Source organism: Treponema putidum, assembly GCF_000755145.1.
Taxonomy (GTDB): Bacteria; Spirochaetota; Spirochaetia; order Treponematales; family Treponemataceae; genus Treponema_B; species Treponema_B putidum.
Map to the genome: position 1 here is coordinate 2,623,294 of NZ_CP009228.1, position 20,931 is coordinate 2,644,224.

Here is a 20,931-nt window from a genome sequence, read left to right on the forward strand (position 1 = left end):
AGCCAGTTACCGGTTAAAAAATATTGTAGTAAATAGAAAAGAGAAGAATGTATATTCGTCAAATAATCTCTCATGAAAAAAAGCACTCATGTTTCCATAAAAAAGATAATAAACCCAAAAAAAATATTCATTAAAATTGAACCAAGTAAATATTTATTACTTTTACTTTTATCAAAATAAATAGTTATAAGAATATTAAAAAATAGTGAAGTAAAAAAAATAATATACATTTTTTTATAATGAGTATATTCAATAATACTTTTCATAAAAATAAATAATATTACATATAAAATCAATTCAATCATAAAACATATTTTATTTTTCATCTACAACTACCTTTTTATATGTTTTAACTTCAGTTACTAACTTAGATTCTTTTAATTGACTTTCTAAATTACCTGGTGACATAGTATGTTTGAATCCTAATACCTCTTTTAGTACTTCAGACACATAATCAGCACAGTTAAATCCAGAACCATCACCATATTCATCTGCAAGTTCAATCATTTTAGCTTCTTGCGCTGGTGTAGTATTAATTGTATAAGCTATTATATACTCATCATTATCACGATCAAGAACAGATTTTATATAACTAGCTAAATCAGAAGCCTCCTCACCTGAAAAAACACCAGATGATGGTCTATATAACTGTTTAGCCGGATTTAATATCATATAAGATCCGCTGGGATCATATAAAGTTGGAAGTTCGAAATCTCCAGATGAAGTTTTACCAGGATTGCTAAAATGAATTGCAACATGAGATCCCCCAAGCAATTTTTCCCATCCACTATTTGCATGAATAATCATAATCGTAGTTTTCTTTCCATCCGGATCCACATACTTCACCGGATTATTCCCCGCATAATGATACACGTGCAAGTTTACAACATTAAACACACCACCCATACCGGGTAAATTCTCATTATGCTTTTTCGCTTCATCATCTATCGGAGCTTTTGGTATATACTCATTAAGTGCCGGATCTCCTGATAACCACCTACTGTATTTAGGATCTAAATACCTCGCTCCGTAATAATACAGTCCCGTCTCTTCATCCAGTTCTTTCCCCGTAAACCTAAACGGTAACTTATCGATTCCGGGAGCAGTCTCTTCAATCCATAACTCTCCGTATGGTGTATACTCTATATGTTCGTACTGTTCACCCTTAGCATTTGTTATAAACTGCGCACTCTGTAGATGGTCTGCATGGTAGTAGTAACGCTTTTCTGTCTGCTCGGTTGTGTCGCCGTGGTTGTCGGTGTGCGTCATTGCAGTTACTAAACGAGAGTTGCCTACGAATATATGTTTACTTACTCTAAGCCCATGTTCGTGATTAGGTTCATGGGCAACTTGATGTACCGAATAAAAGTTATTGAAATAAAGAGTTTCGCTATTACTCTGTTGAGTAAATTTTAAGGCTCTCTGTCCGTCATCTCCGTAGCGGTATATTACTGTGTTTAACTTATCGTCTGATTTTATCAATAGGTTGCGTTCATTCCATGTATAATCTCTTCTGTAGCCTCCTGTAGGTGTAGTACTTGTTGTGCCTCCACTTTCTAGGTTTGCAGGGTCATCTTCAGGGGGTTCTAAGTCAAAGCCGTAATCTACGCCGTATACGTCATGTTCTGCAAAGTAGGAGTAGGTAAATGTAAACTCTTCCTTTTCTGTAAAGGGGCCGTCTTTTTCTGCAGTGATGTTGCCGTTGGCGTCGTATCGGTAATATCTATTGCCCGCTCTTATTAAGCGGTGTGCATATTTACTGTCATACTCATAATCCAGTTCATAGTTTAGTTTTGTGTCATCCGTAGTTCCTATTGAGCCGCCTTGAATGTTCGTAGTACTATCTTTATTCGTCATATTCCCTATTATGTCGAAGGCAAAGGTTTGTCTGTATTTATTTGTGTGTAAGGGATTTGAAGGATGCGGGTTATCGGGGTTAGGGTTTATTCCTCCGTATTGTTTGTGCGTTCCTTCGGCTTTTATAAGTTGGTACAAATTGTCATAACTGTAGCTTTGACTTGTTTCATATTTGCTTGAAGTATTTATATACCCTCCTACATTACCTACTGCATCAAAGTTATAGTTTATTTTTTGGAATACCAAATTCTTATCTTTGTTTTCTGTCTTTATGTCTTTTAGCCAACGCCGTGCAGGGTCATATTTGTATCTTGTTTCTACTCCGTTTCCGTATTTGATGTAGACTCTCTGACCGTGTTCATCATACAAGATATTGTCTACATACCTATAGGTTTCTATTCCTTTTTTACCTATAACTCCTTTTAATTGTCCTCCCTTGTCGTAACTGTAGCTTAACACTTCTCCGTCGGGGTAGCTTATGCTTTGCATTCGGCCTAAGTAATCGGCTTCGTAGTTAAACACGGCGGTTACGGGCTTTTGAAATTCTCTTCCCCTCTTTATTGTCCGTGTTTCTACCTTTACTTCGTTTAGTAGGCCGTATTCGTATTTTGTCTCTCCCGTTTCATCTTTTTTGCGGATTACCTCTCCCGCTCCTTTTTGTCCCGGTACCCCGTACTCATATTCTACATCTTCACTAAAAGGATAGTCTATTTTTATGATTCTGTCCAGTCCGTCGTATTCATATTTTATTGACGCTAATTTTGATCTTAATACGGAGTCGTTTTCATACTCCAAGCGGCCTTTATCGTCATAGTTCCATTCTTTTCTTCCCATATCAAGGCTTTCTAAACTTATGCGCCGTCCAAGCATGTCATAGTTTACTGCCAATAAGTTGTCTTTAGCGTCGTAGGCTTTTAACATTTCTCCTAATACCGAATATTCGTATCGGGCTTTGGTTAGTAAGGTATTGTTTTTATCCCATCTTTCTACTTCTTTTATGTTTCCTCTTATATCTTTTTTACTGATGTTTATGTTTTCCAATGGGTCGGTTGTTTTTGTTATTTGAAGCGAAGCGTCTATCGAGTATTCCGTTTTTTGACTGTTTCCGTCGGGAAGGGTTGTTTTTATTACGCGGCCTAGTCCGTCATATTCATAATTTGTAGGATGTTTTAATTCGTTTAATTTTTCATATAAAAGGATTTGACTTGAGCTTCCGCTTAATTCATTTTGTATATCTCCTCCATAGAACACAGGCTGTCCTTCTCCTTTTTTTCTTCCGTCTTCATCATAATAAACCGCTCCCGAAATGTTCCAGCCTGTTTGGGTTTGGTAATCGGTTCCGTCTATGTATACTTCTCCTTCTTTGGCTGTGTAGTTTATGCGTCCTAGACCGTCGTGGATTACCTCTTTTGAAAATATGCGGGCATCTCCTGCGTCGCACGGCAAAAAAGTGTCCTCGACGTATACCCGATACGCCTGCGGTACTTTTTTGCCTAACTCCCCGCCACGGATGGCGGTGATTATAGCTTTGAGAGTTTTGCCTAGGCAAAACTCTGGAATGAAAAAGGTACAAGGACGTACCTTTTTCATCGGCCTATTTTCAAAACTCCTGTCAGTGGAGCGGTTTAGTAATAAGTTGTTTTTTAAGCAGCTTTGAGTGGCGGACTGCTCAATTTTGTTTTTTAGCATTACGAAGAAAACAAAATTGAGCACTGCGCTTTCCGCTCCAATCTTTTTGCTGCATTTGTCTTCACGGGCAAGGCTCTTCCCTCCGGTCAGAGCTTGCTTTTTGCTTAAACACACCGCAAAAAGGATTTCCGCTTCAATCGCTGTCCGAGAAAAGAGATAGTTAGGCTGTAAATACAAATAAAGTTTTGTTTTCATGTTTTTTTTATTTCCTGCCTCTGTTTTATCAATTCCAATATTTTATTTAAATATACTCTTATCAAATCTAATCTTCCTAAAGCAGTTAAATAATTTACATCAATAAATTTTCTATTCAAGAAAATTTTTTTTCATTTATTTATCTATTCTAAAATACCTAATATTGTTTTTTAGATAATATTAGGTATTTATTCATAATATTTTATTTCACGGATAATAGTATCTGTAAAATCAGTATTATCTCCATGAAATATTTGCATCTCTATCCAGTTTCCAAATTTGTCGTATCTGATAAATTTATACCGCGATTTTGATTTTCCAAATACATTTATGCATCGCACCAACTCACCTTTTTCATATTCCATTTTTATAGATTCATATCCTACTCCTGCATGAGAAATTCCTATCTCGGATAAAAAAGTATTATTAGCATATTTAAATATCCATTTTTTATCAGGAGTATTAATTTTTGTGATTTGATTATTTTCAAAATAAAATTCATTGTCATTAAAAAAATAAATATTTTCTTTTTTACCTGATCTAACTATATTTATTTCTCTCTTATCTCCATTTTTATCAGCTTTATATATTTTTGCTTCTAATATATTATCTGATTGTTTTACCGGAGCGTACTCAATAACTATCATACTCGTAAGTTTCTTAACATAAGAGTCTTCATAGATTTCTATCTTTTCTATAGGACGATTATATTTATCATATTTGATACTCTCATATATATATCCGGCAACCGTCTTTCTTTTTTCATATATATAATTACCGTAATAATCATAATGTCTTTCAAAAATAAATTCTCGCTTACCTAAATTTTCCAATTTAGGTATTTCCCCTGAACTCTCACCATATTTTTCATAATCAGATATAGCCTCTCTCAGTGCCCATTCACTTTTTATAACATATACAAAAATAGACTCAGGTTTTTTTGTAAGATAAGCTAAATCATACGGAATTAAATCATTATTTTTTAATTCTTTTATTAGAAAGCCACGGTCATAAATATCATCATCCTTTTTTGAATCTAGGTTTATATTATTTAAAATCTTACTATTATCTAATTCATTGTTTTCTCTTTTTATACATGAAACCAAAAGAACCAACATAAAAATAAAAATCATATTCCTTAACATTTTCATTATTTAGTCTCCCTTAATAAGTTATTCGGGTAAAAATGGAACAGTTTTTACCTTTTCTATCTTAAATATATCAATACGGATTATAGCTGAAGAATCCGTTATGATATCATTAACAACCGTTGACGGTAAATATCCTTTTTCTGAGGTGTTATTAATTTTGATGGTATAATTATCTTCAGTATCCACAATAATTCCATCAGAATTCATGTTGACAGTATGGCCTCCATACTTATTTGAAACTCTAATGGTAATAGCATATAAGTCTTCTGATTTGCTTAGTTTTTCCAATTCGCTACCATATTCATTTAAGCTAATATTATTTAATGATTTATAAAATGACATTTTATATTCACTTAGAATAGATATGGAATTTACTAATTTGGAAGCAGTAGGAGAGTTAAATATTAAATTTTTGTTATTTCCATCATAAATATCCTTCTTAAGAGCCAATGAATTAGCGTTTTGTAATGTACGTTCACCAATAGCACTTATCGCATTTGCAATTCTAGTATATGCTGTTAAAACACAGCCATGTGAAGCAATTGTCGTATTACCCTTACCTAAGGGATCTTCTTCTCCGTTTTCTTGAACCAAAGTCGTACTAACATCCAGTATTTTATCCCCATCCGGATCCACATACTTAATCGGATTATTCCCCGCATAATGATAAACATGTAAATTTACCGTGTTGTATATACCTCCCATTCCGGGCAGGTTCTCGTTGTGTTTTTTAGCTTCGTCATTTACCGGAGCTTGCGGAATATACTCACCTAACGCAGGATCTCCACTCAACCATCTACTATACTTCGGATCCAAGTACCGCGCTCCATAATAATACAATCCTGTTTCCTCATCCAGCTCTTTCCCCGTAAACCTAAACGGTAACTTATCTATCCCCGGTGCAGTCTCTTCTATCCATAACTCTCCGTAAGGTGTATACTCTATATGTTCGTACTGTTCTCCTCTGGCATTTGTTATAAACTGTGCACTTTGCAGGTGGTCTGCGTGGTAGTAGTAACGTTTTTCAGTTTGTTCCGTTGTGTCTCCATTATTATCAGCGTGAGTCATAGCAGTTACTAACCGCGAGTTTCCGACAAAGATGTGTTTGCTTACTCTAAGCCCATGTTCGTGATTAGGTTCATGGGCAACTTGGTGTACCGAGTAGAAATTGTTAAAGTATAAAGTTTCGCTATTTGATTGCTGTGTAAACTTTAAGGCTCTCCGTCCGTCATCTCCGTAGCGGTATATTACTGTGTTTAACTTATCGTCTGATTTTATCAAGAGATTTCTTTCGTTCCATGTGTAGTCCCGTCGATAGCCTCCTGTAGGTGTAGTACTTGTTGTGCCTACTTCTAGGTTTGCAGGATCATCTTCAGGGGGTTCTAGGTCAAAGCCGTAATCTACTCCGTATACGTCATGTTCTGCAAAGTAGGAGTAGGTAAACGTAAACTCTTCCTTTTCTGTAAAGGGGCCGTCTTTTTCGGCCGTTATGTTGCCGTTTGCGTCGTAGCGATAGTATCGGGTTCCGGCTCTTATTAAGCGGTGGGCGTATTTACTGTCATATTCATAATCCAGTTCATAGTTTAATTTTGTGTCATCACTGCTTATTGAGCCGCCTTGAATGTTCGTAGTACTGCTCTTATTCGTCATATTCCCTATTATGTCGAAAGCAAATGTTTGTCTGTATTTATTTGTGTGTAAGGGATTTGAAGGATGCGGGTTATCGGGGTTAGGGTTTATTCCTCCGTATTGTTTGTGCGTTCCTTCGGCTTTTATAAGTTGATAGAGGGCATCGTAGCTGTAGCTTTGACTTGTTTCATATTTGCTTGAAGTATTTATATACCCTTCTACATTACCTACGGCATCAAAGTTATAGTTTATTTTTTGGAATACCAAATTCTTATCTTTGTTTTCTGTCTTGATGTCTTTTAGCCATCTTCTTTTTTCATCATAGTTGTATCTTGTTTCTACTCCGTTGCCGTATTTGATGTAGACTCGTTGTGCGTGTTCGTCATCTTTTGAAAATATGCGGGCATCTCCTGCGTCGCTACGCAAAAATAAATGCTCGACGTATACCAGATACGCCTCCGCTTTATTTTTACTAGGCTCCTTGTATCTGCTCCACCTATTTCCAAAAGTCCTGTCAGTGGGGTTGTTTAGTAATAACTTTCTTTTGGAGGACTGCCGATACTTGTTTATCATTATAATATAAAAGTAAACAAGTATCGGCACCGCGATTTTCAGGGCTCCGCTATCGCTTCGGTATCTTTCCGCAGAAATTGCTGCGGAAAGATGTACAGCAAAAGCAATTTGTATAAATTGCTTTTGCTCCCTTTCAATCGCTGTCCGAGTGAGATAGTTGGGCCGTGAAAATATACTTTTTTTTACTTTCATATTTTAAGCCTCAATATCATTAATTTTATCTATACAACTTCATAATTAAAGCATAAATAATATATATTAAATTATATTACTCCCAATACTCAATCTCTCGATATGTGGTAGAAAACAAAACTCCATCAGAAAAAAGCTTTTCCTCAATCCAATTACCGTACTCATCATATTTTAAAATTTCAACCGTCCCCCCCAATGAGGTTGTATATTTCCTTATTTTGCCTGAGTTGTCATACTCACTAATTATCTCATATTCTAATTTATCATTATCATATTTTTTAAATTTTTTTATCATAGCATTTTCATAAATAAATTCATATTTATCAAAAGATCTTTCATGATAATAAATCTTAATTTCTTTATATTTGCCGTCTTCATTGAAGATAAGTTCCATATCATCGAATGTATATTTATTTTCTTTTTCATTGTATAACATCTTTTTATTTTTACGCTTTTTTTCATATTCATTTACAAGCTGTCTGACTTCACTATCCGTATTTTCCATCTTATAAACATCTTTGCTAATAAAATTTTTATCATTATAATAATAAGTGTATACTTCATCATGAGGATATGAGTCTGTCGGAATGCAGCCTAATTTATATACATATTTTACTACCTGACCGTTTTTATTAAATAAAGCAAAACTCTTTAAAGTCTTTTGATTTTCAGGTAAATAAGCTTGACAGGGCATATCATATTGCGTAACCAAGTCGGATAAATATGATATATATTCGGTCGTCCAACTTTCAAAAATATGTATCTGCTTGCATTTTTTCATGGTTTCAGGCAATACATAATAATTGCTGTTAATATTTGTATATTTCAACTTTCTTATGTTTATCTCATACATAAACGGATTATAAGATTTTAAATCGAGTTCAATAGCCTCATCACTTTTTTTAGTGGGACATGCTTGTATTACATTTATAGACTGAAGTTTTCCTTCCTTACTACAAGAAATACTCAAAGTTAGAATAACTAATAAAATAAATATCTTCATTTTTGATTCTCCCTATCGTTAGTTAGCATTATCAGGTAATTTTATGGATTGTAAAACATCAATACGTGTAATCTTCCATACACTATTTTTTGTTATAGTATCACCAGTCGGATGTCCTTCTTGAGTATTATTAATACCAATATTAAATGCATTTAGCAAATCATCCAAATTAGATACATTGTTTGACTTCGCATTTATATTTACAGTGTGTCCACCAGTAGAAATAAATTTACCATTTGAATTATAGTACCCTTTTTCTATTCTTGCAAGAAGATAATAATTTCCACCACTATTTCCCCACTTATTAATATAAGCAGCTATTTCAGTAAGAAAATTTGATTTATAGCTAAAACTTTTTGAATCTTTATGTATAACAAATAAATTCGCATTACCTGTCATAAGATTTATTAATTCAACACCTTTGCTAACTGATAAAAGATTTCTAGCCGATATCTCTTCTCCATTTTCATTAGTTCTAGCAACAAATAAGCTGTTACTAACCGCAATACTATTGGTCTCTGTTAAGCTGTAATTTTTTCCAGAAATATGATTTCCAATTCTTGTATACCCTGTTAAGACGCATCCATAAGCTGATATAGTTGAGGAACCCGTAGCACCAAGTATAGTATCGCCACCACTTCCTTGAAAAAGTGAATTATCAACATCTAATATCCTCTCTCCATCCGGATCAATATACTTCACCGGATTATTGCCCGCGTAGTGGTACACGTGCAAGTTTACAACATTAAACACCCCACCCATTCCGGGTAAATTTTCATTATGCTTTTTAGCTTTGTCATTTATCGGTGCTTGCGGTATATACTCACCTAATGCAGGATCACCACTCAGCCATCTACTATACTTCGGGTCAAGGTATCTAGCTCCATAGTAATAAAGTCCAGTCTCTTCATCAAGCTCTTTTCCCGTAAATCTGAACGGTAACTTATCCAATCCTGCAGCAACTTCTTCTATCCACAATTCTCCGTACGGCGTATACTCTATATGTTCGTACTGTCTGCCTTTCCAGTCGGTTACAAATTGTGCACTGCCGAGGTGATCTGAATGATAGTAGTACCTCTTTACCTTCTGTTCCTCATTATCCCCCTGGTTATCGGTGTGCGTCATTGCCGTTACAAGGCGGCTGTTTCCCACGAATATGTGTTTATGCACCCGTAGTCCTTGCGGGTTATTTTGGTCTTGTGTGGGAATATGTATCGTGAAAAAGTTATTGAAGTATAGCGTTTCACTTCTGCCTTCGTCTGTGTATTTTAGTGCACGCTGTCCGTCGTCTCCGTAGCGGTAGTGGACGGTAAAGTTTCGGTCGCTTGATTTGACTAAAAGGTTCCGCTCGTTCCATGTATAATTTCTTCTATACGCAAAAAGGTCTTGAGGATTTGTCTGCTCGGTTTCTTTCGGGGCGTCAAGGCCGAAGCCGTAGTCGGTGCCGTAGACATCTTCATTTTCAAAGTATGAGTATGTAAATGCAAATTCTTCTTCATCCGTAAAAGGTCCGTCTTTTTCGGCAGTGATGTTGCCGTTGGCATCATAGCGGTAGTATCGGGTGCCTGCATGGATTAACCTGTGTGCATAGGCAGGGTCATACTCGTAATTCAGGTTATAGTCAAGTTCAGCTTTTGGATACGAGTTTCCTTGGGAACCGGGTATGTTTGTGGTGCTTATTTTATTGGTCATGTTGCCTATAGCGTCAAAGCTGAAGGTTTGTTTATATTTTGCAACACTTACCGGTGTCATGCCGAAGCTCTTTTTACCCTTGTATTGGTTGCTTGTTCCTTCTACGTTTATCAGCTGGTACAAATTGTCATAAGAATATGTTTGTTGTGTTTCGTAGGTAGTTGCGTCATTTGCATAGCCTAATACATTTCCTACCGCATCAAAATTATATTTTATTTTTTGGAAGACGTCTTGAGTTTGCGTATTTTTTGTTTCTATTATATCGAGCCAGCGCCTCTTTTCATCGTACCTATATCTTGTTTCTACGCCGTTTCCGTATTTTATGTATACTCTTTGTGCATGTTCGTCATACAATATTTTATCGACGTAGGAGTATTTTATGCTACCCTTGTTTGTAGTTTTTTCTCCGCTCACTCCCTTTAGCTGTCCGCCTTTATCGTAGGTGTAGGTTATTGTTTCCCCGTCAGGGTATTTCATACTTTGCATTCGCCCAAGGTAGTCGGAGCGGTATTCAAAAGAGGCTGTTTCGGGGCTGCTTACTGCTTCGTAGCGGTTTATGGTTCTTGTTTCTTTTATTACCTCGTTCAAGTTTCCGTAATTGTAGTGAGTCTCTCCCGTCTCATCTTTTTTGTAGACTATTTGCCCTGCTCCTTTTTGTCCGGGCACTCCGTATTTATATTCTATGTCTTGGCTAAAAGGATAGTCTGTTTTTACTATGCGGTCAAAGCCGTCGTATTCGTATCTTATTTCGGCAGCTTTGTTTTTTAATACCGAATCCGTTTCTGCATAAAGCCGTCCTTTATCGTCGTATATCCATTCTTTTTTGCCGGTGTCCTTGCTTTCTAATGCGGTTCTTCTTCCAAGCAGGTCATACGTTACCGATAAAAGGTTATCCTTTGCATCGTATGCTCGCAGCATTTCTCCTAATACAGAGTATTCGTATTTTGCCTTTGTAAGGAGGCTATTATTTTTATCTAAGCGTTCTACTTCCCGTATGTTTCCCCGTGCGTCTTTTTTGCTTATGCTTATGTTTTCTAACGGGTCTATTGCCTTTGTTATTTGAAGCGAAGCGTCTATCGAGTATTCATTTCTTTGTGTGTTCCCGTCTGGAAGCGTGGTTAGAATGTTCCTATCTATATCGTCATACTCGTATTTTGTTCCGTTTCTTATCGTTGTAAAATTATTTAGTTCATAAAACTGTTCTATCGCCTCATACGATGAGACGGTTTTTAAATCGCTTTCTAAGTTTCCTACGTAAAAGAAGGGCATTCCTTCTTCGCTCTTTCGTCCTGCCTTGTCGTAGTTGATTACACTTGAGATGTTCCAGCCTGTTTGGGTTTGGTCAGCGGTTCCGTCAATGTACACTTCTCCTTCTTTTGCTGTGTAGTTTATTCTTCCCAGACCGTCGTGGATTACTTCTTTTGAAAATATGCGGGCATCTCCTGCGTCGCTACGCAAAAATAAATGCTCGACGTATACCAGATACGCCTCCGCTTTATTTTTACTAGGCTCCTTGTATCTGCTCCACCTATTTCCAAAAGGCATGTCAGTGGGGCTGTTTAGTAATAGTTTTCTTTTGGCGGACTGCTGCATTTTGTTTATTATTATCATGAAGAAAACAAAATACAGCACCGCGCTTTTCAGGGCTCCGCTATCGCTTCGGTATCTTTCCGCATAAATTACTGCGGAAAGATGTACAGCAAAAGCAATTTTTATAAATTGCTTTTGCTCCCTTTCAATCGCTGTCCGAGTGAGATAGTTTGGTTGTATACGACAATAACTAATCTTCATTTATTCTCTTAATTTATTTAAATCTATATATCCTGATTCGTCAAATAATTGCTCAGAACAATATTCATTTTTCCAATAAATCATTTCGCAAATCATATACAGTAATATCTTCATTTTTTGATATATATGATTTCATCTTTAGTAATAATTTTATATTTAATATCATACTTTCCTATCTTTTTATTTTTTTAATAAAATCAATTGTATATTCTTTATATGACCCCCAGGAAGCACTTGAAAACGGTATTTCGATCAGAAGCTCAATATCATGATTATTTATATCTCCTATTTTTAATGGAAATTCTCCATACCGGCATTTACCGATCAATATATAAAAATTATTATAAATATATAAAATTTTATTTCCTGAGCCATAATATAAAAGAGGTTCTTGGTAAGACAGTACAAGAATATTTTTATTATGATTAAATAAGACTATCTGTCTTGCAGAATCAAAAATATTTTTTGTATATATACAATATGCTATAAATATAAAAAATAAAAACACACTTATAATAAATAAAAAAACAATCCTTTTCATTATTCCACCTTCTTTTATTTTGACCTTAGGATGATATTATATCCATATAAACTTCGCGTATACTGATAGTCATTTTCTCCATACTTAGGAGCAGGGCCATACACACTTCCAAACACCTTATACATACCAACTCCCCAAAGGCCTTTAGCATGTAATGCCCCAGCACCTTTTTGAAAATCATCAAATTCCATACCAAAAAGAGCAGCATTCATTCCTGCTAAAATATTGCCAGCTTCTCGTAATGTTACATATTTACCGTGAAATAAAAAACCATGATATGAAAAACCTTCATGGCCAGGGTATTGTGTTTTTATATCAAATTCTTTATTAGGAAGAGATAATCTGAAGGTCTTATCTTTTCCATATGATTCCGCTTTTGCATGTAGATCATCAATATAAGCATCTATAGATTCTCCTAAGATCAATTTACCAACTGGTTTATTGGTATCGGGGCTAATAAAGGCATCCCAAAACAGAGTTTCACCAACTACTTTCCATGGATTTTCATTATCAATAACACTCTCTTTTGACAATGGTCCTTCAATATTTTCATAAACGCCATTCCCGCTCCATTGATAGATATTCAAATCTCCATCATTAATCACATTTCTAACTAGACCATCTTGATCTATCCATGTAGATCTCCCATCTGGATCCACATACTTAATAGGGTTATTCCCCGCATAATGATACACGTGTAAGTTTACAACGTTAAACACGCCACCCATTCCTGCAAGTTTGGACGGATCCGTTCCCGAAGAAGGAATATACTCCCCTAATGCAGGATCACCTGACAACCACCTACTATACTTCGGGTCAAGGTATCTCGCACCATAATAATACAGCCCTGTCTCTTCATCCAACTCCTTGCCCGTAAACCTGAACGGCAGTTTATCTAAGCCCGCAGCAACTTCTTCTATCCACAATTCCCCATACGGTGTGTATTCGATGTGCTCATACTGTCTGCCTTTCCAGTCGGTTACGAACTGTGCACTGCCTAAGTGGTCGCTATGGTAGTAGTACCGCTTGACTTTTTGCTCTTCATTGTCGCCACTGTTATCGGTATGCGTCATCGCGGTTACGAGCCGTGAGTTACCTACAAAGATATGCTTGTGAACCCTTAAGCCTTGCGGGTTATTCTGGTCTTGTGTCGGGATATGTATCGTGAAAAAGTTATTAAAATATAAGGTTTCACTTCTTCCCTCGTCGGTGTATTTAAGTGCCCGCTGTCCGTCGTCTCCGTAGCGGTAGTGGACGGTAAAGTTTCGGTCGCTTGATTTGGTTAAAAGGTTACGCTCGTTCCAAGTGTAGTTACGTCTATAGGCAAAGAGGTCTTGCGGGTTGGTTTGCTCCGTTTCTTTTGGAGCATCAAGCCCGAAGCCGTAGTCGGCGCCGTAGACGTCTTCATTTTCAAAATAGGAGTATGTAAAGGTAAACTCTTCTTCATCTGTGAATGGCCCGTCTTTTTCTGCCGTTATGTTACCGTTCGCGTCATAGCGATAGTATCTAGTTCCTGCATGGATTAGCCGATGAGCATAAGCCGGGTCGTATTCGTAGTCGAGGCTGTAATCAAGTTCAGCCTTGGGATAGGAGTTTCCTTGAGAGCCGGGTATGTTGGTGGTGCTTAGCTTTTCTTTCATATTGCCTATGGCATCAAAGCTGAATGTTTGTTTATACTTTGCAATACTTACCGGCGTTGCTCCGAAGCTCTTTTTACCCTTGTATTGGTTACTCGTTCCTTCTACGCTTATCAGTTGGTAAAGGTTATCGTATGTGTAACTCTGACTTGTTTCATACGTGCTTGCGTCGTTATTATAACCTAATACGTTTCCGACAGGGTCAAATGAGTACTTTATTTTTTGGAAGACGTCTTGGGTTTGGTTATTTTTGGTTTCTATTGTATCGAGCCAGCGCCTCTTTTCATCATACTTATATCTTGTTTCTACTCCGTTTCCATACTTTATATATACTCTTTGTGCGTGTTCGTCATATAGGATTTTGTCTACATAAGAGTATTTTATGCTACCCTTGTTTGTAGTTTTTTCTCCGCTTACGCCCTTTAATTGCCCGCCTTTATCGTAGGTGTAGGTTATGGTTTCTCCGTCGGGGTATTTCATACTTTGCATTCGCCCAAGGTAATCCGAGCGGTATTCAAAAGAGGCTGTTTCAGAGCTGCTTACTGCTTCGTAGCGGTTTATGGTTCTTGTTTCTTTTATTACCTCGTTTAATTCACCGTACTTGTAATGCGTTTCTCCCGTCTCATCTTTTTTGTAGACTACTTGCCCTGCTCCTTTTTGTCCCGGCGCTCCGTATTTATATTCTATGTCTTGGCTAAAAGGATAGTCTGTCTTTATTATGCGGTCAAAGCCGTCGTATTCATATCTTATTTCGGCAGCTTTGTTTTTTAATACTGAGTCCGTTTCTGCGTAAAGCCGGCCCTTATCATCATATATCCATTCTTTTTTGCCGGTGTCCTTGCTTTCAAGCGCGGTTCTTCTTCCCAATAGGTCATACGTTACCGATAAAAGGTTTTCGTTTGTGTCGTATGCTCGCAGCATTTCTCCTAATACAGAGTATTCGTATCGTGCTTTGGTTAATAAACTATTATTTTTATCTAAGCGTTCTACTTCCCGTATGTTTCCCCGTGCGTCTTTTTTACTTATGCTTATGTTCTCTAACGGGTCTATTGCCTTTGTTATTTGAAGCGAAGAGTTTATCGAGTATTCGTTTTTTTGTGTGTGCCCGTCTGGTAAAACCGTTAATATGTTTCGGTCTATGTCGTCATACTCATATTTTGTTCCGTTTCTTATCGTTGTAAAATCGTTAAGCTCATAAAACGCTTCAAGGGCTTCATAAGAATTTTTATTTACCAGTTCTTGTTCTAAGTTTCCTACGTAAAAGAAGGGCATTCCTTCTTCCGTCTTTCGTCCTGCCTTGTCGTAGTTGATTACACTTGAGATGTTCCAGCCTGTTTGGGTTTGATCATTCGTTCCGTCAATGTACACTTCTCCTTCTTTTGCTGTGTAGTTTATGCGTCCCAGACCGTCGTGAATTACTTCTTTTGAAAATATGCGGGCATCTCCTGCGTCGCACGGCAAAAAAGTTTCCTCGACGTATACCCGATACGCCTGCGGTACTTTTTTGCCTAACTCCTTGTATCTGCTCCACCTATTTCCAAAAGTCCTGTCAGTAGGGTTGTTTAATAATAGTTTTGTTTTGGCGGACTGCTGCATTTTGTTTATTATTATCATGAAGAAAACAAAATGCAGCACCGCGCTTTTCAGGGCTCCGCTATCGCTTCGGTATCTTTCCGCAGAAATTACTGCGGAAAGATGTACAGCAAAAGCAATTTGTATAAATTGCTTTTGCTCCCTTACAATCGCTGTCCGAGGGAGAAAATTATTTAAATGCTGGCAATTATTTTTTATTTTCATCTAAAAAATACTTTTTTCCTTCTATACCGTCATAACCTCTAATCGGAATCTTGTTCAACAATTAAATCATTATACCCTAATGCTGTATATTTTTCATACAGCATCTGCGGTGTACTCTGCAAAGTATTAAACCTACCTTTTTTTATACTATTGATATGCTTCTCCGCTAAAATAATCCGTTTATCAATTGTTTTATATTTTTTTAAATATGCATCTATTTTCCGCTGTGTTATTGTACAAAATGTATTTAAATCATCTTGGTCTAATAAATCATCGTTTATATAAAAATAATCAAATAATATCCATTCAATTATATTATAACCTTGATCTGCTTCTGTCACAGGGTACATATCAAATTGATTAAGATATGTAAATAATATCGGTATATTGGTTTCTAAATCTTCTGTAAGAATATTTGCGTAATCATACAAAAACAACCGCGGAAAATCACTATTGTCATATCTATATTCTTCTAATATTTTTTGAATCTTGGTGTGAGCAGATAATTTACGAAAAGCTTCTTGTTCATCAAGATGTAAATGCCGATATATGCCATTCGAATAATCATATATCCACCTCGTATCACTTATTGTAAAAGATAAATGCAATTCCTTAAGTTTATTAAAAAAATCGGCTTCAATATTAAACAACCACAACTCTTGTATTTTTGTATTATATATAAACCACTTTAAATCTTTCTCATCGCAAAAGCCATATATATATCCTCTTTTTACAATCCAGTCCACGACCCCCTTTACAATACAACCTCTATCTTGTCCATATAAGTCACAACTATCTAACAAAAAATTTTGATGCACCTCATATCCAGGGGCAATTTTAGCTGTTAAAAAAAATATTTCAACCAAATGAATTGCCATCATAGCAAAAGTAATTACTAGGAGACAAATCACAATCTGTTTTTTTGTCATCCTAGTAATCTCCATTAATTTTTACAGTCCAAGTTTCAGTTATTTTATACGGTTTTCCATCGGGATTAAATTCTCCTGTTGTAACATTAAATGTATCGTATGGGTCAGTAAATGTATCATGGAATGAATAAGTAATTGTTCCTTCAATATGCGTTGTTCCATTCTCATTTTTTGTAACAGTACCATCGAATTGACCGCTAACCGTTGCTCCTCCTATAGCAAATACAACCGACCCAAAATCATAAGTTCTTTTAAATTTTTCATCGGCTCCCCCACTCTTTAACTGATTAATAAATCTTGATTGAACACTACCCTTATTTTTTGTAAGTGCAGGATTCGATGCAACAGCTTTTTGAATCTTACTTGATAAACCAACTTGAGATAACGTAACATTTCTACCTCTTCCTGATTTATATAAATCATATAGGTCTGTTGATGAGAATTCTTTGGTATTGCCATTTGCTATTTGCTGATATAATTTGTCACCTTTATTTGAACTTGCAACATGATGCACGCCAATCATTAATAATAAAGCATTTACACCCCAAACAACAACAGCAGTAACTACTACAGCAGATTCCCCATCCGGATCTATATATTTGACGGGATTATTTCCCGCGTAATGATACACATGCAAATTGACGGTATTAAACACCCCGCCCATTCCGGGTAAGTTTTCATTATGTTTCTTAGCATCATCGTCAATGGGTGCTTTTGGTATGTAATCATTTAACGCAGGATCTCCCGATAGCCATCTACTGTATTTAGGATCCAAGTATCTGGCCCCATAGTAGTAAAATCCAGTCTCTTCATCCAGCTCTTTCCCTGTAAACCTAAAGGGAAGTTTATCTAAGCCTGCAGCAACTTCTTCTATCCACAATTCGCCGTAAGGTGTGTATTCGATGTGCTCGTACTGTCTGCCTTTCCAGTCTGTTACGAACTGTGCACTGCCTAAGTGATCACTGTGGTAGTAGTACCGCTTTGCTTTTTGTTCTTCATTGTCTCCATTGTTATCGGTATGCGTCATCGCGGTTACAAGGCGGCTGTTACCTACAAAGATATGCTTATGCACCCGTAGTCCTTGCGGGTTATTTTGGTCTTGTGTCGGGATATGTATCGTAAAGAAATTATTGAAGTATAAGGTTTCGCTTCGGCCTTCGTCTGTATATTTAAGGGCCCGCTGTCCGTCGTCTCCATAGCGGTAGTGTACGGTAAAGTTGCGGTCGCTTGATTTAGTGAGTAAATTCCTTTCATTCCAGGTATAATTTCTTCTATACGCAAAGAGGTCTTGCGGGTTTGTCTGCTCGGTTTCTTTCGGAGCGTCAAGGCCGAAGCCGTAATCGGTGCCGTAGACGTCTTCATTTTCAAAATAGGAGTAGGTAAATGCAAACTCTTCTTCATCTGTGAATGGTCCGTCTTTTTCCGCCGTTATGTTGCCGTTCGCGTCGTATCGATAGTAGCGGTTTCCGGCTCTTATTAACCTGTGTGCATAGGCAGGGTCATACTCGTATTGAAGCGAGTAGTCAAGTTCAGCTTTTGGATAAGAGTTCCCTTGTGAACCGGGTATGTTGGTAGTACTTAGCTTATTGGTCATGTTGCCTATGGCGTCAAAGGCAAAGGTTTGTCTATACTTTGCAATGCTTACAGGTGTCATACCGAAGCTCTTTTTACCCTTGTATTGGTTGCTTGTTCCTTCTACACCTATAAGCTGATACAAGTTGTCATAAGAATATGTTTGTTGTGTTTCGTAGGTAGTTGCATCATTTGCATAGCCTAATACGTTTCCGACCGCATCAAAATTATATTTTATTTTTTGAAAGACGTCTTGGGTTTGGTTATTTTTGGTTTCTATCGAGTCAAGCCATCTTCTTTTTTCATCGTACTTGTATCTTGTTTCTACGCCGTTTCCGTATTTTATGTAGACTCTTTGCGCGTGTTCATCATAAATGATTTTATCTACGTAAGAGTATTCGGCCGTTCCTTTTGACGAGGTCTTTACGCCGCTCACTCCCTTGAGCTGTCCGCCTTTATCGTAGGTGTAGGTTATGGTTTCTCCGTCGGGGTATTTCATACTTTGCATTCTGCCGAGGTAGTCCGAGCGGTATTCAAAGCTTGCAGTTTCAGGATTAGTTCCCGCTCCATAGCGGTTTATCGTTCTTGTTTCTTTTATTACTTCATTTAAAGAGCCGTACTTATATCTTGTTTCTCCCGTCTCATCTTTTTTGTAGACTATTTGTCCCGCTCCATTTTGTCCCGGCGCTCCGTATTTATATTCTATGTCCCGGCTAAAAGGATAGTCTGTCTTTATGATTCTGTCTAGTCCGTCGTATTCATATCTTATTTCGGCAGCTTTGTTTTTTAATACCGAATCCGTTTCTGCTTGCAATCTTCCCTTTTCGTCGTAGATCCATTCTTTTTTTCCTGTGTCCTTGCTTTCAAGCGCCGTTCTTCTTCCAAGTAGGTCATACGTTACCGATAAAAGGTTTTCGTTTGCGTCGTATGCTCGCAGCATTTCTCCGAGAACAGAATATTCGTATCGGGCTTTTGTAAGGAGGTTATTGTTTTTATCAAGCCGCTCTACTTCTTTTATGTTTCCTCTCGCGTCTTTTTTACTTATGCTTATGTTTTCTAACGGGTCTATTGCCTTTGTTATGTGTAAAGCCGCCTCTATTGAATATTCATTCTTTTGTGTGTAGTCGTCTGGAAGCGTGGTTAGAATGTTCCTATCTATATCGTCATATTCGTATGTTGTTCCGTTTCTTATCGTTGTAAAATTATTTAATTCATAAAACTGTTCTATTGCCTGATACGATAAGGCGTTTTTTAAATCGCTTTCTAAGTTCCCTCCGTAAAAGAAGGGCATTCCTTCTTCCGTCTTTCGTCCGGCCTTGTCGTAGTTGATTACACTTGAGATGTTCCAGCCCGTTTGGGTTGTGTTCTCTGTTCCGTCGATGTACACTTCTCCTTCTTTTGCTGTGTAGCTTATGCGCCCTAACCCATCGTGGGTTACTATTGTTTTCATTACACCGCTGTCTTTTGCTTCGGTGCTTATTTTGTTTTCGGTTACGGTGTACCAAAAGGAATCGGCCGGCGTGTGATATTCGTATCGTGCATAAGGGGTTTCTCCGGCTTTGATTATTTTTCCGTTGTTTTTATCTCTTTCATAATCGTAGGGACTTCTCACCTCGGTTACTCTTCCAAAGTTGTCATATTTATAACTCATGGTGTTGTTTGCGGCATCGGTTTCTTTTAGCTTTACGCCTAAGACGCTGTCCCATTCTATTTCGCTTATGTAAGGCGCTTCCCCTTTAGAGCTTATTTCTTTTATTTCAATCGGGTATATACCGTCAAGGTATTTGTATTCACTTCGCTTTCCTGTCGGGCCTGTTAGCGCTTTTATGTTTCCTTCATCCGTCCATTCTATGCGGTGTAATAGATACGCCGACTGTGTTGTGTATTGTTTTAGTTCTATTAAAGCACCGGTTCTACTGTCGTATGCTCCTTCTCTTTTTCGTAAGAGCGTTCCGGTCTTTCCGTGTAGGACTTGTATTTTTTCAGGGTGTGCTTTAAAGTATTGTCCTTCACTTCCGCCTTTCCAGTAATTTATTTCTGCTATTATGTCGTCGTTTGTGTTTGTTACGTCTCCCTTATCATAGAGTTTTGTTACGTTGCCGTATTTGTCGTATTCATATTCGCTTTCGGTTTTTATTTCACTGTACCCTTCCCGTACGGTGTTTACTTCTTTTTTTATTCTCGCATGCGGAGCTGTGTCTATCTCATATTCTTTTATTGAGTATACTCGGTTTCCGTTTTTTACCGTCTCTTTTGAAAATATGCGGGCAATTACTGCGTCGCACGGCAAAAAAGTTTCCTCGACGTATACCCGATACGCCTGCGGTACTTTTTTGCCTAACTCCTTGTACTTACCTCGCCTATTTTCAAAAGCCATTGTTTTTCCGCTTCCTACCGTAAGCGGAAAAACCTCCGATAAGTTGTTTTTATTTAATAATAACTTTCTTTTGGCGGACTGCTGACACTTGTGTACTATCATAATTATGTAAAAGTACACAAGTGTCAGCACCGCGCTTTCCGCTCCAATCTTTTTGCTGCATGGGCTTTTTTCAGGCGGTGTTTTTACGCTGATGCTCCAAAAACCGCATTTGCTTAAACACACCGCAAAAAGGATTTCCGCTTCAATCGCTGTCCGAGAGAGATAGTTAGATTGTGAATAAATACAAAGTTTTGTTTTCATATA

Annotated in this window: 9 protein-coding genes; all 9 read right to left on the bottom strand. The window is 37.2% G+C overall.

Annotated features, from left to right (window positions below; genetic code table 11):
- Positions 1-315: 315 nt before the first annotated feature.
- Positions 316-3,741 carry an RHS repeat-associated core domain-containing protein gene (locus JO40_RS12045; RefSeq protein ID WP_245608900.1) on the bottom strand — a complete coding sequence of 1,142 codons (3,426 nt, stop codon included), beginning with the start codon at positions 3,739-3,741 and terminating at the stop codon, positions 316-318.
- Between the two features lie 188 nt (positions 3,742-3,929).
- Positions 3,930-4,892, bottom strand: coding sequence for a hypothetical protein (locus JO40_RS12050; protein ID WP_044979522.1), 963 nt, complete (start codon positions 4,890-4,892; stop codon positions 3,930-3,932).
- A gap of 21 nt (positions 4,893-4,913) precedes the next feature.
- On the bottom strand, positions 4,914-7,286 hold the full coding sequence (locus JO40_RS12055; protein ID WP_044979523.1) for an RHS repeat domain-containing protein: 2,373 nt from the start codon (positions 7,284-7,286) through the stop codon (positions 4,914-4,916).
- A gap of 76 nt (positions 7,287-7,362) precedes the next feature.
- On the bottom strand, positions 7,363-8,289 hold the full coding sequence (locus JO40_RS12060; RefSeq protein ID WP_044979524.1) for a hypothetical protein: 927 nt from the start codon (positions 8,287-8,289) through the stop codon (positions 7,363-7,365).
- Between the two features lie 18 nt (positions 8,290-8,307).
- Positions 8,308-11,772 (bottom strand): RHS repeat domain-containing protein, encoded by a 3,465-nt coding sequence (locus JO40_RS12065; protein WP_044979525.1) that lies wholly within the window; start codon positions 11,770-11,772, stop codon positions 8,308-8,310.
- Between the two features lie 172 nt (positions 11,773-11,944).
- The gene (locus JO40_RS12070; protein WP_245608901.1) at positions 11,945-12,313 is read right to left on the bottom strand and encodes a hypothetical protein; all 369 of its coding nucleotides are present in this window, start codon (positions 12,311-12,313) and stop codon (positions 11,945-11,947) included.
- 14 nt (positions 12,314-12,327) lie between these two features.
- Positions 12,328-15,747: an RHS repeat domain-containing protein gene (locus tag JO40_RS14105; RefSeq protein ID WP_245608902.1), complete on the bottom strand. Its 3,420-nt coding sequence runs from the start codon at positions 15,745-15,747 to the stop codon at positions 12,328-12,330.
- A gap of 38 nt (positions 15,748-15,785) precedes the next feature.
- Complete coding sequence (locus tag JO40_RS12080; protein WP_044979526.1) at positions 15,786-16,676, bottom strand: hypothetical protein; 891 nt, start codon at positions 16,674-16,676, stop codon at positions 15,786-15,788.
- A 1-nt stretch (position 16,677) separates the two neighbouring features.
- Positions 16,678-20,928: an RHS repeat domain-containing protein gene (locus tag JO40_RS14110; protein WP_245608903.1), complete on the bottom strand. Its 4,251-nt coding sequence runs from the start codon at positions 20,926-20,928 to the stop codon at positions 16,678-16,680.
- Between the last annotated feature and the right edge of the window lie 3 nt (positions 20,929-20,931).

Excerpts from the sequence above, each read along its gene's own strand:
- JO40_RS12080 (WP_044979526.1), bottom strand. The coding sequence starts at position 16,676 with ATGACAAAAAAACAGATTGTGATTTGTCTCCTAGTAATTACTTTTGCT.
- JO40_RS12060 (WP_044979524.1), bottom strand. The coding sequence starts at position 8,289 with ATGAAGATATTTATTTTATTAGTTATTCTAACTTTGAGTATTTCTTGT.
- JO40_RS12045 (WP_245608900.1), bottom strand. The coding sequence starts at position 3,741 with ATGAAAACAAAACTTTATTTGTATTTACAGCCTAACTATCTCTTTTCT.
- JO40_RS12055 (WP_044979523.1), bottom strand. The coding sequence starts at position 7,286 with ATGAAAGTAAAAAAAAGTATATTTTCACGGCCCAACTATCTCACTCGG.
- JO40_RS12050 (WP_044979522.1), bottom strand. The coding sequence starts at position 4,892 with ATGAAAATGTTAAGGAATATGATTTTTATTTTTATGTTGGTTCTTTTG.
- JO40_RS14105 (WP_245608902.1), bottom strand. The coding sequence starts at position 15,747 with ATGAAAATAAAAAATAATTGCCAGCATTTAAATAATTTTCTCCCTCGG.
- JO40_RS12070 (WP_245608901.1), bottom strand. The coding sequence starts at position 12,313 with ATGAAAAGGATTGTTTTTTTATTTATTATAAGTGTGTTTTTATTTTTT.
- JO40_RS12065 (WP_044979525.1), bottom strand. The coding sequence starts at position 11,772 with ATGAAGATTAGTTATTGTCGTATACAACCAAACTATCTCACTCGGACA.
- JO40_RS14110 (WP_245608903.1), bottom strand. The coding sequence starts at position 20,928 with ATGAAAACAAAACTTTGTATTTATTCACAATCTAACTATCTCTCTCGG.